Source organism: Nakamurella alba (genome assembly GCF_009707545.1).
Lineage (GTDB): Bacteria > Actinomycetota > Actinomycetes > Mycobacteriales > Nakamurellaceae > Nakamurella > Nakamurella alba.
In genome coordinates this window covers 86,662-102,131 of record NZ_WLYK01000013.1, presented here as the reverse complement: position 1 = coordinate 102,131, position 15,470 = coordinate 86,662, and the positions used below count along the sequence as shown (strand labels likewise).

General features: G+C 71.2%; 14 protein-coding genes. All 14 read left to right on the top strand.

What is annotated here, in order from left to right:
- The first annotated feature begins 15 nt into the window (after window positions 1-15).
- The 14 genes from GIS00_RS24525 to GIS00_RS24460 all read left to right on the top strand — a co-directional run bounded on the left by GIS00_RS24525 (window position 16) and on the right by GIS00_RS24460 (window position 15,412).
- Window positions 16-2,754 (top strand): branched-chain amino acid ABC transporter permease/ATP-binding protein, encoded by a 2,739-nt coding sequence (locus tag GIS00_RS24525; protein ID WP_154771101.1) that lies wholly within the window; start codon window positions 16-18, stop codon window positions 2,752-2,754.
- Window positions 2,751-3,458 carry an ABC transporter ATP-binding protein gene (locus GIS00_RS24520; protein WP_154771100.1) on the top strand — a complete coding sequence of 236 codons (708 nt, stop codon included), beginning with the start codon at window positions 2,751-2,753 and terminating at the stop codon, window positions 3,456-3,458. Before GIS00_RS24525 ends, GIS00_RS24520 begins: the two co-directional genes overlap by 4 nt.
- A gap of 64 nt (window positions 3,459-3,522) precedes the next feature.
- Entirely contained in the window at window positions 3,523-4,875 is a 1,353-nt protein-coding gene (locus GIS00_RS24515; protein WP_154771099.1) for an LLM class flavin-dependent oxidoreductase, read from the top strand.
- Between the two features lie 67 nt (window positions 4,876-4,942).
- The gene (locus tag GIS00_RS24510) at window positions 4,943-5,725 is read left to right on the top strand and encodes an enoyl-CoA hydratase/isomerase family protein (protein ID WP_154771098.1); all 783 of its coding nucleotides are present in this window, start codon (window positions 4,943-4,945) and stop codon (window positions 5,723-5,725) included.
- 20 nt (window positions 5,726-5,745) lie between these two features.
- Entirely contained in the window at window positions 5,746-6,957 is a 1,212-nt protein-coding gene (locus tag GIS00_RS24505) for an MFS transporter (RefSeq protein WP_154771097.1), read from the top strand.
- A gap of 106 nt (window positions 6,958-7,063) precedes the next feature.
- The gene (locus GIS00_RS24500) at window positions 7,064-7,384 is read left to right on the top strand and encodes a hypothetical protein (protein WP_154771096.1); all 321 of its coding nucleotides are present in this window, start codon (window positions 7,064-7,066) and stop codon (window positions 7,382-7,384) included.
- Window positions 7,385-7,573: 189 nt separating this feature from the next.
- A complete protein-coding gene (locus GIS00_RS24495) occupies window positions 7,574-8,710 on the top strand; it encodes an acyl-CoA dehydrogenase family protein (protein ID WP_154771095.1) in 1,137 nt (378 codons plus the stop codon).
- The gene (locus GIS00_RS24490; protein ID WP_230314120.1) at window positions 8,707-9,486 is read left to right on the top strand and encodes an SDR family NAD(P)-dependent oxidoreductase; all 780 of its coding nucleotides are present in this window, start codon (window positions 8,707-8,709) and stop codon (window positions 9,484-9,486) included. Before GIS00_RS24495 ends, GIS00_RS24490 begins: the two co-directional genes overlap by 4 nt.
- The gene (locus GIS00_RS24485) at window positions 9,483-10,262 is read left to right on the top strand and encodes an SDR family NAD(P)-dependent oxidoreductase (RefSeq protein WP_154771093.1); all 780 of its coding nucleotides are present in this window, start codon (window positions 9,483-9,485) and stop codon (window positions 10,260-10,262) included. The genes GIS00_RS24490 and GIS00_RS24485 overlap by 4 nt, the downstream gene beginning before the upstream one ends.
- 44 nt (window positions 10,263-10,306) lie before the next feature.
- The gene (locus GIS00_RS24480) at window positions 10,307-10,870 is read left to right on the top strand and encodes a cupin domain-containing protein (RefSeq protein WP_154771092.1); all 564 of its coding nucleotides are present in this window, start codon (window positions 10,307-10,309) and stop codon (window positions 10,868-10,870) included.
- A gap of 202 nt (window positions 10,871-11,072) precedes the next feature.
- Entirely contained in the window at window positions 11,073-12,245 is a 1,173-nt protein-coding gene (locus GIS00_RS24475; RefSeq protein WP_154771091.1) for a thiolase family protein, read from the top strand.
- Window positions 12,246-12,276: 31 nt separating this feature from the next.
- A complete protein-coding gene (locus GIS00_RS24470; RefSeq protein WP_230314098.1) occupies window positions 12,277-13,215 on the top strand; it encodes an enoyl-CoA hydratase/isomerase family protein in 939 nt (312 codons plus the stop codon).
- Window positions 13,212-14,141: a TIGR03619 family F420-dependent LLM class oxidoreductase gene (locus GIS00_RS24465; RefSeq protein WP_154771090.1), complete on the top strand. Its 930-nt coding sequence runs from the start codon at window positions 13,212-13,214 to the stop codon at window positions 14,139-14,141. Before GIS00_RS24470 ends, GIS00_RS24465 begins: the two co-directional genes overlap by 4 nt.
- Before the next feature lie 98 nt (window positions 14,142-14,239).
- Window positions 14,240-15,412, top strand: coding sequence for an LLM class flavin-dependent oxidoreductase (locus tag GIS00_RS24460; RefSeq protein WP_230314097.1), 1,173 nt, complete (start codon window positions 14,240-14,242; stop codon window positions 15,410-15,412).
- Window positions 15,413-15,470: the final 58 nt, after the last annotated feature.

Below are 15,470 nucleotides of genomic sequence, written 5' to 3'. Positions count from 1 at the left end.
TCCTGGGAAGGTGACATGACCACCGCCATCCAGTTCGCGCTGCTGGGCCTCGGCATCGGCACCGCCTACACCCTGCTCGCGCAGGGCATGCTGCTGATCTACCGCGGCTCCGGGGTGATCAACTTCGCGCACGGCGCCGTCGCCATGCTCGCCGCCTACATCTACTGGCAGCTCCGGGTCGACTGGGGCGTTCCGACCGCACTGGCCATGGTCGCCACCGTCGGGGTCTGCGGCCTGCTGGGTTGGGGCACCTACCAGGTGATCATGCGGCCGCTCGGCCGCGCCTCCGCCCTGGCCCGGGTGATCAGCACCCTGGGCATCTTCATGCTGCTGCAGGGTGTCGCGCTCCTCATCTGGGGGGCGTTCCCGAAGACCCTCGACTCCGACCTGCCGACCACCCTGGTCACCGTCGCCGGCGTCTCGGTCGGCCTGGACAAGATCCTGCTCCTGGTGATCGCGCTCGTGCTCACCACCGTGCTGTGGCTGGCCGGCCGCCGGTCGGCGCTCGGGCTGGCGATCCGGGCGAACGCCGAGAACCAGCGTGCCACCGCCACCCTCGGCTGGTCCCCGCACCTGCTCGGTGGCCTGACCTGGGGCGTCGGCTGGGCGGTCGCCGGAATCGCCGGCATCCTGATCGCGCCGCTGGTCGGGGTCACCGTCGACGCCATGCCGCTGCTGGTGATCCCGGTGCTCGCCGCCGCCCTGATCGGCCGGCTCTCGTCCTTCTGGTGGACCTTCGGCGGCGCCATGATCATCGGCGTCCTGCAGTCCCTGGTCTCCCGGTACGTCGACTTCGTGCCCGGCGCCATGCAGGCGGTGCCGTTCCTGGTCATCCTGCTGCTCCTGGTGGTGCGGGGTCAGGGCGTGCCCGCCCGCAGCACCGGCAAGCAGACACTGCCCACGCTGGGCACCGGCCGGATCAGCTGGCCCTGGGTGGTGGGGGTGACCGCCGTCGGCATCCTGCTGTTCCTCCTGGTGTTCCCGGAGTCGCTGGTGGTCGCACTCGGCGTGACCGCGAGCTGGGGCATGGTCCTGCTGTCGGTGGTGCTGCTGCTCGGCTACACCGGCCAGTTGTCGCTGGCGCAGGTGGCCCTCGGCGGAGTCGCCGCGCTGGTCGCCGGCCGGCTGGTGGTCGATGCCGGCTTCCCGTTCCCGGTGGCCGTGCTCGCCGGGCTGGCCGCGGTGCTGGTGGTCGGCGGTCTGTTCGCCCTGCCCGCGCTGCGGACCCGGGGCATCGACCTGGCCATCGTGACACTCGGCCTGGGATCCTGCGTCTCGGCCCTCGTGTTCGCGAACGGCTCCCTCACCGGCGGCTACGACGGCACGCCCGTCGGTCCCCAGTCACTCTTCGGGCTGGACCTGGACACGATCCTGTACCCGCGCCGCTGGGCGGTGTTCGTGCTGGTGATGCTGGTGCTCTGCGCGATCGTGGTGGCGAACATCCGCCGCGGCAGTTCCGGACGCCGGATGATCGCCGTCCGGACCAACGAGAGAGCCGCCTCCGCGCTCGGTGTCGACGTGGTGCGGGTCAAGCTCTACGCGTTCTGCGTCGCCGCCGTGGTGGCCGGCGTCGGCGGCATCACCCTTGCCTTCCGCAACCCGACGATCCTCTACAGCGAGTTCGACCCGATCCAGTCGGTGCTGGCCGTGGGGTACAGCTTCATCGGCGGCGTCGGGTACATCGCCGGTGCACCGACCGGCGGCACCCTGGTCAACGGCGGATTCGGATCCTGGGTCATCCACTCGATCTTCCCGGACGCCTCCCCGGCCTGGCTGATGAGCATCGCCGGGCTCTCGGTGCTGCTGTTCGCATTGATGAACCCGGACGGCATGATCCGGACCAACCTGCACCTGATCGATTCGGTGAAGGCCCGGTTCCGGCGGCATCGACCGGCCCGGACCGCGAAGGAGCAACTGCCGCCTGCGACCCCGCACACCGTGCCGCCGGCCACCCTGGCGGTGGAGTCCGTCGTGGTCCGGTTCGGCGGTGTCACCGCTGTCGCCGGTGCGGACCTCACCGTGTCGCCGGGCGAGATCGTCGGTCTGATCGGGCCCAACGGCGCCGGGAAGACGACGCTGATCGACACCGTGACGGGTTTCGTGCCGCCCGCGGAGGGGTCGGTCTCGCTGAACGGCGAGTCGATGAACGGCTGGCCGGTGCACCGGCGCACCCGAGCCGGGGTCAGCCGGTCCTTCCAGTCCCTCGAGCTGTTCGAGAGCAGCACCGTGCGCGAGAACCTCGGTGTGGCCTCCGATCCCAGCGCCGCCGCGTCGTACGTCAAGGACCTGGTGGCCCCCAGCCGCAGTCCGCTCTCGCCGGCCGCGGTCGCCGCCGTCTGCGAGCTGGATCTGGTGGACAGCCTGGACACGGTGGTCAGCGACCTGTCCTACGGCCGTCGCCGGCTGGTGGCGATCGCCCGGGCCATCGCCACCCAGCCGTCCGTCCTGCTGCTGGACGAACCGGCCGCCGGGCTGAGCTCCGGCGAGACCCTGGAACTGGCACGGGTGGTCCGCCGGCTCGCCGACGCCTGGGGGCTGGGTGTCCTGGTCATCGAGCACGACATGGCCTTCGTGATGGGGCTGTGCGACAAGGTGGTCGTGCTGAACTTCGGCCGGCAGATCGCCAGCGGTACCCCGGACGAGGTCCGGGCCGACCCCGAGGTGATCCGGGCCTATCTCGGCGAGCAGTCCACGGCCCGCCCCGCCGGCGGCTCCGCCGGCCCGGTGCCGGTCACGGCCGGACAGGAGGCATGACGGTGACGGTACTGCTGGAGGCCCAGGGACTCTCGGCCGGATACGCCGGTCGCCCGGTGGTCAAGGATCTCGACCTCTCGGTGACGCAAGGGCAGGTGGTGGTGCTGCTGGGCCCGAACGGGGCCGGTAAGACCACCACGCTGCTCGCCCTGGCGGGTGAGCTGCCCGCGCTGCAGGGATCGGTGGCGCTGTTCGGGGGACCGGCACCCGCGGGCCTGCACCGGCGAGCCCGGTCCGGCGTCGGCTTCGTCACCGAGGAGCGGTCCGTCTTCATGGAGATGACGGTCGAGGAGAACCTGCGGGTCGGCCGGGCCGACGCCGGGCAGGCGCTCGAGCTCTTCCCCGAGCTGCGACCGCTGCTGCGCCGGCGCGCCGGGCTGCTCTCGGGCGGCGAGCAGCAGATGCTCACCCTCGGCCGTGCGCTGGCACGCACCCCGAGACTGCTGCTGATCGACGAGCTCTCGCTCGGCCTCGCACCGCTGGTGGTGGCCCGGCTGCTCACCGCGGTCCGGGCCGCCGCCGACGACGGCGTCGGGGTGGTGCTGGTCGAGCAGCACGTCGAGCAGGCCATGCGGATCGCCGACCACGTCTACGTGATGCAGCGTGGCGCGGTCGTACTCAGCGGGCCGACGGCCGAGGTCGCCGACCGGGTGGCCGAGATCGAGGCCAGCTACCTGGAAGCGGCCGGACCTGTCGCATCCTGACCGCCAGGTCGGTCGAGTCGTCCCCTGCCATGTCGGACGGGGGAGTGAGTGGAGGAGTGGAAAGATGGCGCAGCGCAAGGGCCCGGCGGTCTGGGCGGCCTTCCTCTGGCCCGGTGGACACCACCACGGGGCGTGGCGGCTGCCCGGGAGCACCGGCGACGACATCATGAGTTTCGACAACTACCGGCGGATGGCGCTCGACTGCGAGCGGGCCAAGTTCGACGTGGTCTTCCTCGGCGACCGGTTGGACGCCTGGCCGCTGCCGGACGAGTACCTGGCCCGCACCGCGCGCGGTGCCAGGCTCGAGACCATCACGCTCACCGCCGCTCTCGCTGCCGTGACCTCGCGGATCGGCCTGGTCGCTACAGCCTCGACGACATTCAGCGAGCCGTTCAACCTAGCCCGGCAGATCGGGTCGCTGGACCACATCTCGGGCGGCCGGATCGGCTGGAACGTGGTCACCTCCTACACCGACGACCAGGCGCAGAACTACGGGCTCGACCACATCCCGCCCCGGCCGGCGAGATACGCCCGCGCGCAGGAGTTCCTGGACGTGGTCAAGGGCCTGTGGGACACCTACGAGGACGACGCAGTGCTCCGGGATAAGGAGACCGGGCAGTTCTTCGACGCCGACCGGTTCCACAAGCTGGGACACGAGGGCTCCCACTTCAAGGTCGCCGGACCGCTGAACATGGAACGGCCGCCGCAGGGCCATCCGGTGATCTGCCAGGCCGGCGCCAGCAAGGACGGCATCGCCTTCGCCGCCCGCAACGGGGAGCTGCTCTTCTCCATCAACTCCAGCATCGAGCGGGCCCGCGACTACTACCAGGCCATCAAGACCGGGGCCGCGGACGCCGGTCGCGATCCGGACGACATCAAGGTACTGGCCTCGATCAACCCCGTCATCGGCCGGACGCAGGACGAGGCCGAGGAGAAGTACCAGCAGATGCAGCGGCTGCTGGACGACGACGTGTCCCGCACCTTCGCCGAGATGTACTTCGGCATGGATCTGTCCGGTTACCCGTTGGACGAGCTGGTGCCGGAGATCGAACTGCCGGACGCCTCGCACGGGATGCCCCGGGCCCACCAGGAGTACATGCTGAACAAGGCCCGCGACGAGAAACTGACCATGCGCCAGCTCGTGTACGGGTTCAACGGCACGAACATCTACCCGAAGTCGGCGGAGGCCGCCGCGGACGAGTTCCAGGAGTGGTACGAGACCGGCGCCGCCGACGGGTTCATCCTGCAGATCTCCCACGTGCCGGAGGGTGTCACCGACTTCGTCGAGCTGGTGGTGCCGATCCTGCGCCGCCGCGGCCTGATCCGGGAGGACTACGTGGGCACCACGCTGCGGGAGAACCTGGGGCTGGCCCGACCGGTCAACCGGCACACCACCGCCCGCTCCGTGCCGGCCTGACGGGCCGACATCCCCGGAACAGCACCGTTCGACGACCAGCCACCAGCAGCGGAGGAGACACACAGCCATGGCCCGGGTGACACCGAAGTTCTCGGACTACCAGCACGCGTACGACAACATCGCACTGGAGCGCAACGACGGGATCCTCGTCGTCCGCTTCCACACCGGGGGCGGTGAGTTCGTCTGGAGCGGCCCCTCGCACGAGGAGTCGGCCTACTGTTTCGCCGACATCGCCGCGGACCGTGACAACCACGTCGTGGTCCTCACCGGCACCGGTGACTCGTACTGCAGCAACATCGATCCGGGCAGCTTCAAGCTGTCCAACGCCAACGAGTGGGACGCGACCGTCTTCGAGGGCCGCAAGCTGCTCGGGAACCTGCTGGACATCGAGGTCCCGGTGATCGCTGCGGTGAACGGCCCGGCCATCATCCATCCGGAGATCCCGGTGCTGTCGGACATCGTGCTGGCCTCGGAGACGGCAACCTTCCAGGACATGCCGCACTTCATGTCCGGGATCGTGCCGGGGGACGGCGCGCACATCGTCTGGCCGCACGTGCTGGGCCCGAACCGCGGCCGCTACTTCCTGCTGACCGGGCAGCTGCTGGACGCGCGGACGGCCCTGGACTGGGGCGTGGTGAACGAGGTGCACCAGGCGGAGGACCTGCTGCCGCGCGCGCTGGAGATCGCGGCGACGATCGCTGCCAAGCCGTTCCTGACCCGGCGGTACGCCCGGCTGTCGCTGGTGCAGCCGTTGAAGCAGATGATGACCGACCGGCTGGGCTACGGCCTGGTCAGCGAGGCGCTGGCCGCGGTCGACCAGTGGCCGGAGGACGGCGGGATGGCGCGCTGACGGTCGATCCCCCGCGGGCCGTGACGCCGGCTGCCGCGGACACGGCGACCGGCGCGGCCCAGGTGGCGGTGGCCGTGCTGCTCAACGCCGCCTGCATCCTGCCGAGCTTCATGGTGGCGGCGGCCGCCGGGGAGATGGGCCGCGACTTCCCGCTCGGCCCGGTGGCCATCGGCATCGCGTTCTCGGCGTACTGGCTGGTCGCCTCGGTGAGCGCCTTCCCGCTGGCATCGCTGCTGCGGCACCGCTCGGCGGCCGCCGCGCTGCGGGTCGCCGGGACCGCCGCGGCAGCGGGATCGGTGCTGGTGGTGCTGGTCTCGCACTCGGCCCTTGCGTTGTGCCTGGCGCTCGCCCTGGTCGGACTCACCCCGGCCCTGGCCACCCCCGCGGTCAACGTGGTGATCATGGGCCGGGTACCGATCCGCCGCCGGGCGTTCGCCTTCGCGGTGGCCAGTGCGAGCCCGGTGACGGCGCTGGCGGTGGCCGGCTCGGCCGGGCACGCCCTGGCCGTCGAGCTCGGCTGGCGTACCGCGTACCTGCTCGCCGGCGCGGCCGCGTTGGTGCTGGTGGCCTGCGTCCGCGGGACCGGGCGACGGGCCCGGACCGAGGTGGACCGGACCGACCGCGTACCACCGCGCGGGCGGGCCCGGCTGGGACCGCTGGCGGTGATGATGACCGGCGTGCTGGGCGGCAACCTGGCCGTCGGTGCGGCGACGGCGTTCCTGGTGGTGGCGGCGCCGGCGGGCGGGGTCGATGTGGCCACGGCAGCGGTCGGCGTGTCCGCCGGCGCGGCCGGATCGGTGCTGTTCCGGATCCTGCTGGCGGTGCTGGTCGACCGCCGGGGGATCGATCCGTTCCCGCTCTGCGGGGCCATGCTGACGCTGGGTGCGGTGGGATTCGTGCTGCTCGCGGTCCCGGCGCCGTGGAGTTTCGTGACCGGGCTGGTGCTGGTCCTCGTTCCCGGCTGGTCGTGGGTGAGCCTGCTGGTCCACGGGGTGATGAGCCGGTACCCGGACGACGTGGCGCAGGCGTCGGGGGTGGTCCAGATCGGCTACTTCATCGGCGGTGTCATCGGGCCGGTCGCCTTCGGTGCACTGGCCGGGGCGACGTCGTTCGGGGCCGCCTGGTCGGTGATGGCGGCGGCGCACCTGGTCGCGGCGACCTCCGTGCTGGTCGGGGCCCGGCGGTTGCCGGCGTTCCGCGGAGCTCGGGTCGGTGATGCGGTGATGCGGTGAGGCGGCGACGCGGTGACAGCGCCGATCGCCAGAGGGGTGAACGTCCGCCGGGGAAAGGACGGGGAATGATCAGCAGCAGTGGAAGGGACAGGAGGACGCCGTGGAGGTGACCATCGACCCATCGGGCGCGGTCGGGCTGGACCGCCCCGGTGAGATGACCGCGTTCGCGGTCCGGCCGGCCGCCGGACTGGCTGCGGAGCGGATCGACACCGCGCTGCGCGCCGCGGATCTCGGTGAGCTGGAGGGGAGTCACGCCTGGATCCGCAGCGCCGCTCTGGTCGCCATGGTGGACGCGGCCGGGGTGGACACCGGGCCGGGCTCGCAGTGGGAGGGCATGCTGGCCTATGCCCGTCGCAAGGGCTGGTGGCGGGACGAGGACCGTGCCCTGCGGGCACATCTCGAGGAGCCCGGGCCCGATCGGACCTGAGCGGAGTGCGTGGTGCCCGGCGCCACGCACGGTGGGCAGGGTCGCATCCGCCCACTGTCCGAACAACCATTTGTTCTCTATCATGGACCGCAGGCCCGGCGCTCCGGGACCCGGGCCCGGTGCGCCGGGTCGCGGCAGGGACAGTCCCCGGAACGACGGTGTGCCGGGGCACGGCAGGGAGAAGGCAGGATGGACTACTCGTTCGATGCCGAGCAGCAGCTGTGGCACGACACCTTGCACGACTTCATGGAGAACGAGGTCGGCCGCGAGTACACCCGCAAGCACGACGAGGCCCGGGAGTTCCCGGCCGAGGTGTACCAGAAGTTCGCCGAGAACGGTTGGCTGGGACTGATCCTGCCCGAGGAGGTCGGCGGGTTCGCCGCCGACCCGGTGATGTACGCGATCTTCTGCGAGGCCATCGCGAAGTTCAGCCTGGACACCGCGGCGTGCATCATGACCGGGATGTTCACCGCCGGGAACATCGCCCGGCACGGCACCCCCGAGCAGCAGGCGAAGTACCTGCCGGCCTTCCTGGCCGGCACGCAGAAGTTCGCGATCAGCATCTCCGAGCCGAACGCCGGGTCGGACGCCGCCTCGATGACCACCTCGGCGGTGCGCGACGGCGACGAGTGGGTGATCAACGGCCAGAAGACCTGGTGCTCCGGCGCCCACCACCCGGGCACGACCATCACGCTGATGGCCCGGACCGGATCGGAGCGCTACGCCGGCCTGAGCATGATCCTGGTGCCGAACGACACCCCGGGCCTGACCGTCCACAAGCTCAACACCCAGGTGCGGCGCAGCCTCGGCACCACCTCGCTCTTCTTCGACGACGTCCGGGTGCCGGTGTCGAACACCCTCGGCGAGGTGGGGAAGGGCTGGGAGTACGTCGGCGAACACCTGGAGTACGAAAGGCTCTCGCTCGCCGCGTCCTACGTCGGCAACGCCCGGACCGCGCTGGACGACACCGTGCGGTACACCAAGGAGCGTCACCAGTTCGGCCGTCCGCTCTCCTCCTTCCAGGTGCTCAAGCACCGGATGGCGGAGAACGAGGCGGAGTTGTGCGCCGCCCGCCTGCTCGTCTACAGCGCCGCGTCGAAGATGCTCAAGGGGCAGCGCGCGGTGAAGGACGTGTCGATGGCCAAGTCCTTCGCCGCGGAGATCGCCTTCAAGATCGCCACCAACGGCATGCAGGCCCTCGGCGGCTACTCGCAGATGGCCGAGTACGACATGGAACGGTACTTCCGGGAGGCCAAGCACGGCATGGTCGGCGGCGGCACGCAGGAGATCCAGCGGACCATCATCGCCAAGGAGATGGGGCTCTGAGCGCCACGACCGCCGGTCCCGCTGCCACCGACAGCAGGGTCGCCCTGGTGACGGGAGGCGGCAGCGGACTCGGCGAGGCGACCGCCTGCGCGTTCGTGGCGGCCGGGTACCGGGTGGTGGTCGCCGACCGGGACGCCGACGGCGCGGCCCGGGTGGCCGGTGCGCTGGGTCCCGCGGCGCTCCCGGTGACGGCCGACATCACCGACACCGCTGCGGTGGACGCCATGGTCGCTGCGGCGCTGGCCGCGTTCGGCCGGATCGACGTGCTGGTCAACAACGCAGGCCTGCCGGTCGGTGACATCTCCGCCGAGATCACCGACGAGCGTTGGGCATCCTCGCTGGAGGTGAACCTGTCGGGTGTGATGCGGTGCTGCCGCGCGGCACACCCGGCGCTCACCAGGTCCCCGGATCCTGCGGTGGTCAACATCAGCTCGCTGGCCGGGGTGACCGGGATGCCAGGCCGGGCCAGCTATTCCGCGGCCAAGGCCGGGGTCATCGGGCTGACCCGGGCGCTGGCGGTGGAGTGGGCGCCGGCCGGGATCCGGGTCAACGCCGTGGCGCCCGGTTACATCCGTACCGCCGGCTTCGAGGCCCGGATGATGGCGGCCCGGGCGAACCGGTTGTCCGACATGGAGTCCTGGGTGCCGATGGGCCGGCTGGGCACCCCGCAGGACGTGGCCGCCGTGGTGGTCTTCCTGGCTTCCGTCGGCGCCGCTTACATCACCGGCCAGACGCTCGTGGTCGACGGCGGCGCCGGCGTGGCGGCGCGGACATGACCGCGCCCGCGGTGGTGCCCCTGCGTCGGCTGCAGGGCGAGGTCGCACTGGTGACCGGAGCCGCACGGGGACTCGGGCGCGCGATCGCGGAACGGCTGCACGCCGAAGGAGCGCTCGTCGCGTACTGGGACGTGGACGGCGACCGATTGGCGGAACTGTCCGCCGGCGACGGGTTCGAGGGTCTGGTCGACACCGTCGACATCACCGACTCCACCGCCGTGACAGCAGGTGTCGCGCGGATCCGGGATCAGCTCGGGCCGGTCGGCGTGCTGGTGAACAATGCCGGGATCAGCGCACCGTGCGACCCGCAGGACGTCACCGACGAGAGCTGGCGGACCATGATGGCCGTCAACACCGATGCCGCATTCTGGTGCGTACGTGCCTGCCTGCCCGGCATGCGGGCGGCGCGCCGGGGAAAGATCGTCAACATCTCGTCGATCGCCGCCCTGCACGGCCGGCCGGCCACCCACCCCGCCTACGCGACCTCCAAGGCGGCGCTGATCGGGATGACGGCCACCCTCTCGCACAACCTGGGGCCGGACGGGATCACCGTCAACGCCGTGTGTCCCGGCATCATCCGGACCGAGATCCACGAGTCCTACACCGACGAGCAGCTGGCGGTCTTCTTCTCCGACATCCCGCTGGTCCCGGCCGGCCGGGCCGGCGAGCGCGGCCTGCCCCGTGACATCGCCGCCGCGGTGGCGTTTCTCGCCTCTCCGGACGCCGACTACATCACCGGGCAGTACCTCGAGGTCAACGGCGGCGCGCGTCCCTGACGCGTTCGCCCGCAGCACGTTTCGTCCGACGCGAAGGAGAGCACATGGACAGCATCCGCAGGGTGGTCGCCGGCATCGACGGGACCGGGAAGTCGGTGTTCGTCAGCGACCGGCAGGTGCACGGGATCCGGCCGCCGATCCTCGGCGGCGCCACCCTCATCGACCTGTTCGGCGAGGACGGGGTGCCGACCGTCCCGAACGACGGCACCGACCGCACCGACCGCCGCTACTTCCCGGGCCGCGGCGGGTACCGGTTCACGCTGTTCAGCTACCCTCCGGCCACCCGGATGACGGTGCCTGACGACCTCCCCGCAGCGATCGCCGAGAGCGCCGCGCTGGCACCGGGTCTCGAGGATGCCGTGTCCCAGCCCGACGGCTGGCACTACACCCCGACGGTGGACCTGGAGTACGTCATGGAAGGGGAGTTCACCCTCTATCTCGACGACGGCGCGAGCAAGGTGCTCCGGGCCGGTGACTGCATCGTGCACTGCGGCGATAAGCACTCCTGGGTCAACGAGAGCGACCAGCAGGCCACGATGCTGCTCGTGTTCATCGGTGCCGACCAGGACGAGTCCCGGTTCGGCGAATGGGCCATCCGGCACGACTGACATCCGGGCGTCCGGTCTGCTCGGTCCGCGCGGTGTCGGTTCGTCGAGCGCGTCCGACTCCAGATCGGCTGTCCTGCAAGTCCGTTGCCCCCTCGGGGGCAGCCTGCTAGTCTCCGAACAATCATTTGTTCGTCACGGTCACGTGGCGGACGCGACAGCTGTCCGACCGGCCGCGCCGATCGGTGGCGGAAGTAGGGTTTCGATGCGGAACGTGGTCGTGGCCGGTGTCGGCATGACGCCCTTCCGGCGTGCGCCCGGGTGGGGCATCCGGAGCATGGCGATCGAGGCCTCGGAGGAGGCCGTCAAGGACGCCGGGATCGATCCGGGGTCGGTGGAGAAGATCTACTTCGGGAACGCGGCCGCGCCGACCGTGACCCAGCAGGACATGATCCGCGGTCAGGTGGCATTCCGGCAGAGCGATTTCGCCCAGTTCCCGGTCATCAACGTCGAGAATGCCTGCGCATCGGGCAGTTCTGCCTTCCATCTCGGTTACCAGGCGGTGGCCGGGGGGATGTCCGAGGTGGTGCTCGTGGTGGGCGCCGAACAGCTCACGAACGAGGTCAAGGAGCGGTCCTTCCGGGCACTGCGGGGCGCGACCGACATCTACGAGATCGGCGAGTCCGGGCCGGACGAGGACTGGACCTCGTCGATGTTGATGAAGTTCTACGCCGAGGAGGGCCAGGAGTTCCTGGACCGCACGGAAGCGACGGTCGAGGACCTCGCCCGGGTGGCGGTGAAGAACCGGCACCACGCCTCGATGAACCCGTTGGCCCAGTTCCGCCGCGAGCAGACGATCGAGGAGGTGCTGTCGGCCCGGGTGATCGCCGATCCGCTGACGCTGCCGATGTGCTCGCCGATGACCGACGGCGGAGCGGCCGCGATCCTCTGCTCGGAGGAGTACGCGCGGGACCGGTTGTCGGGGCCGATGCTGCTGGTCCGCGGTTCGGAACTGCGTGGCGGCCAGGTCGGCAGCTGTGTGGAGGACGCCGCGGGCCGGGTGTTCGAGCGGTCCGGCGTGGACCCGGCGGACCTGGACCTGGTGGAGCTGCACGACGCCGCCGCGCCGGCCGAGCTCATCCAGTACGGGCAGATCGGGCTCTGCGCCCCGGGCGACGAGTACACCATGATCCGCTCGGGTGCCACCGCACTGGGCGGCCGGATCCCGGTCAACACCAGCGGCGGCCTGATGAGCCGGGGCCATGCGATCGGCGCGACCGGGATCGCCCAGCTCTACGAACTGGCCACCCAGCTCCGCGGCCGGGCCGGCGCACGGCAGGTTCCGGGTGCCCGGTTGGCCCTGGCGATGAACACGGGCGGTTGGATGTCCGGGGACTACGCGGTCGCCGTCGCGACCGTCCTGGAGTATGTCGGCTGACCCGCCTGGCCGGGACCTGGCGACGAGCCGGATGAGCATCATGACGGAAGAGGTGGCCGACCGGGTCGCCGAGGAGGTGGCAGGGATGACGGCGTCGTCGGGACCGGCAGGCCTGCGGAGCAGGGTCGAGTTGGCCACGCTCTTCTACGAGTTCCCCTGCGACGGCGTCGCCGTGGTGACGCTGAACCGGCCGGGGTCCGGGAACGCGGTGGTCCCGGAGTCCGCCGCGGACCTGGATGCCGCGCTGGACGACCTGGAGGCCGACACCTCGGTGCGGGCGGTCGTGCTGACCGGGGCCGGCACGGTCTTCTGCGCCGGTGCGGATCTCGACCTGCTGCAGCACCACCTGGACCACGTCGTCGAGGTCACCGAGGAGCCGCTGAACGCCCGGGTGCTGTTTCCCGTCGTGCACCGGCTGGCCGGCTCCCGGCTCCCGGTGATCGCCGCGATCAACGGCGGCGCCACGGCCGGCGGCCTGGACCTGGCGCTGGCCTGCGACCTGCGGATCGCCTCCACCCGGGCGAAGCTCGGCGAGACCTACGTCCGGATCGGGCTGACCCCGGGCACCGGCGGCACCTGGTTCCTGCCCCGGTTGGTCGGCAGCGGGATGGCCGCCGAGCTCGCTCTGACGGGCGACATCGTCGACGCACCACGGGCTCTGGAGATCGGCCTGGTGAACCGGGTGGTGGAGCCGGAGGAACTGCTACCGGCCGCCGTCGCGCTGGCGGCGACCATCGCATCTCGGCCCCGGCATGCGGTCGAGGCCACCAAGAACGCACTGCGCCAGTCCTGGTCGCACGACCTGGTGTCGTCGACGACCGCCGGGTTCTGGGCGGTCTCGGCACTGTTCCGTACGGCGGACCTGCGGGAGGGCGTGGCCGCGGCCCGCGAGAAGCGCACCCCGCGGTTCAACCGTCCGGCGGCCGGCGGTCCCGCACCTGACGATCACGACGGCCGGAGCGACCGGTGAAACTCGCGATCCGGTTGCCGTACCACGCGGCCGACGTCACCGGCGCCGGCATGGCCGCGGTGGCGAGCGCCGCCGACGGGGCCGGGTTCCACTCCGGTTGGGTGGCCGACCATCTCGTCTTCCCGGCCGGCGAGCTGCGCAGCCGCACCGGCAGTACGCCGGACGGGCGGTACCCCCGGCCGATGGACGAGACCACGCTGGAGTGCTGGACCTCCCTGGCCTACTGCGCCGCCGTGACCCGGCGGCTGGAACTCGGGGTCGGCGTCACCGTGCTGCCGTACCGGCACCCGCTGCTGCTGGCCAAGGTGATCGCCTCGCTCGACCTGCTCTCCGGTGGCCGGGTGATCTGCGGTGTGGGCGTCGGTTGGCTCGCCGAGGAGTTCGCTGCCCTCGGGGTCCCGTTCGACGACCGCGGCCGGCGAGCGGAGGAGGCGATCGCGCTGCTCCGGGAGTGCTGGCGGGGCACACCCGTCCGGTTCGACGGCGAAGTCTTCCCGGTGCCCGATCCCGTGCACGTGGTGCCGCAGCCGCTGCGGGAGCCGCCACTGGTGTTCGGCGGCTCCTCGCGACCGGCGCTACGGCGTGCGGTGCGGCTCGGCGACGGCTGGATCGGGCACGAGATCATGCCGGCGGACGTCCCCGGCATGCGGGCACAGCTGGCTGCCGCTGCGCCGAACGGCGGTGTGCCCGACGGCTTCCGGTTCCTCACGTCCCGGCTGATGAACCCGAGCACCGACCCCGGCGCCGACCCCCGCCGGCTGGACACGGACTCCGTCGGCCGGTTGGCCGACGAACTGGCGGCCTACGCGGCGGCGGGCACCGACGTCCTGCTCTGCGAGCCGTCGGTGCGCACCGTGGCCGCGCACCTGGACCTGGTGGAGCAGGTGGCGGCGGCCGGGGCGCTGCTGGACCTCGCCCCGGCCTGACCCAGCATCCGGAACGACCTGGCTCACACCCGGCCGTACCTGACAAGTACCCGAGAAGTACCCGACAGCAGGACCTTCGGACAGGGAGATGTGAAGAGATGGCACCAGTGCAGACGGCACCGCTGAAGTTCGGGGTCTTCCTGCCGCCGCAGAACGTGGTGGGGCTGAACCCGACCCTGGCCATCCGCCGGACCATCGAGCTGGCCGAGCATCTCGACCAGCTCGGGTTCGACGAGATCTGGTTCGGCGAGCACCATTCCGGCGGCGCCGAGCTCGTCGCCTCCCCGGAGCTGCTGATCGCGGCCGCCGCGGAGCGGACCAAGCGGATCCGGCTGGGCACGGGCGTCATCTCGCTGCCGTACCACTCGCCGTTCCAGGTGGCACAGCGGATCGTGCAGCTGACCCACATGACCGGTGGCCGGGTGATGTTCGGCGCCGGGCCGGGTCAGCTGCCCACCGACGCCCGGATGATGGGCATGGACGCGATGCTGCTGCGGCCGCGGATGGAGGAGTCGCTCGACGTCATCCTGCGGCTGCTGGCCGGGGAGACGGTGTCGGCCAAGACGGACTGGTTCGCGCTCGACGACGCCGTCCTGCAGCTGCGGCCGTACGGCGACCTCGAGGTGTCGGTGGTCGGCACGGTGTCACCGTCCGGGCCGAAGCTGGCCGGGCGCTACGGATTGGGTCTGCTCTCGCTCGCGGCCACTGATCCCACCGGGAACGACCAGCTGCCCCGGCACTGGGACATCGTGCAGGAGGAGAGCGCCCGCCGCGGGCTCTCGGTCGCCAAGGACCGCTGGCGGCTGGCCGGCCCGATGCACGTGGCGGAGACCGTCGAGAAGGCGATCGCCAACTGCGAGTACGGGCTCAACTGGCAGTACAAGTACTTCTCGCACATCAGCCCGTCCGCGATCGACGTCCCCGACACGACCGAGGGCACGGCCGAGCTGCTCAACTCGACGCAGCGGGCGGTGATCGGCACCCCGGACATGGCCTCGGCGCAGATCGAGCGGCTGCTGGCCCGGACCGGCGGGTTCGGTACGTACCTGTTCCAGGGTGCCGACTTCGCCGGCTGGCGCGAGACCCTGCGCTCCTACGAGATCTTCGCCGAGGAGGTCATGCCGCGGTTCAACGGGCACCTGGCCCCGGTGCTGTCCTCCTACCAGCACGTCATCGACGAGACCGAGGAGAGCAAGGCGGCGACCGCCGCGGCGCGGGTGCAGGCCGAGGCGCAGTGGAAGCGGGAGCGCGAGACCCCGCTCCCTTCCTGAGATCCCGGAACGGAACGGAGTGGTCGAGGCGTTGCGCGAGGCGGAGGCAGAAGGAGGT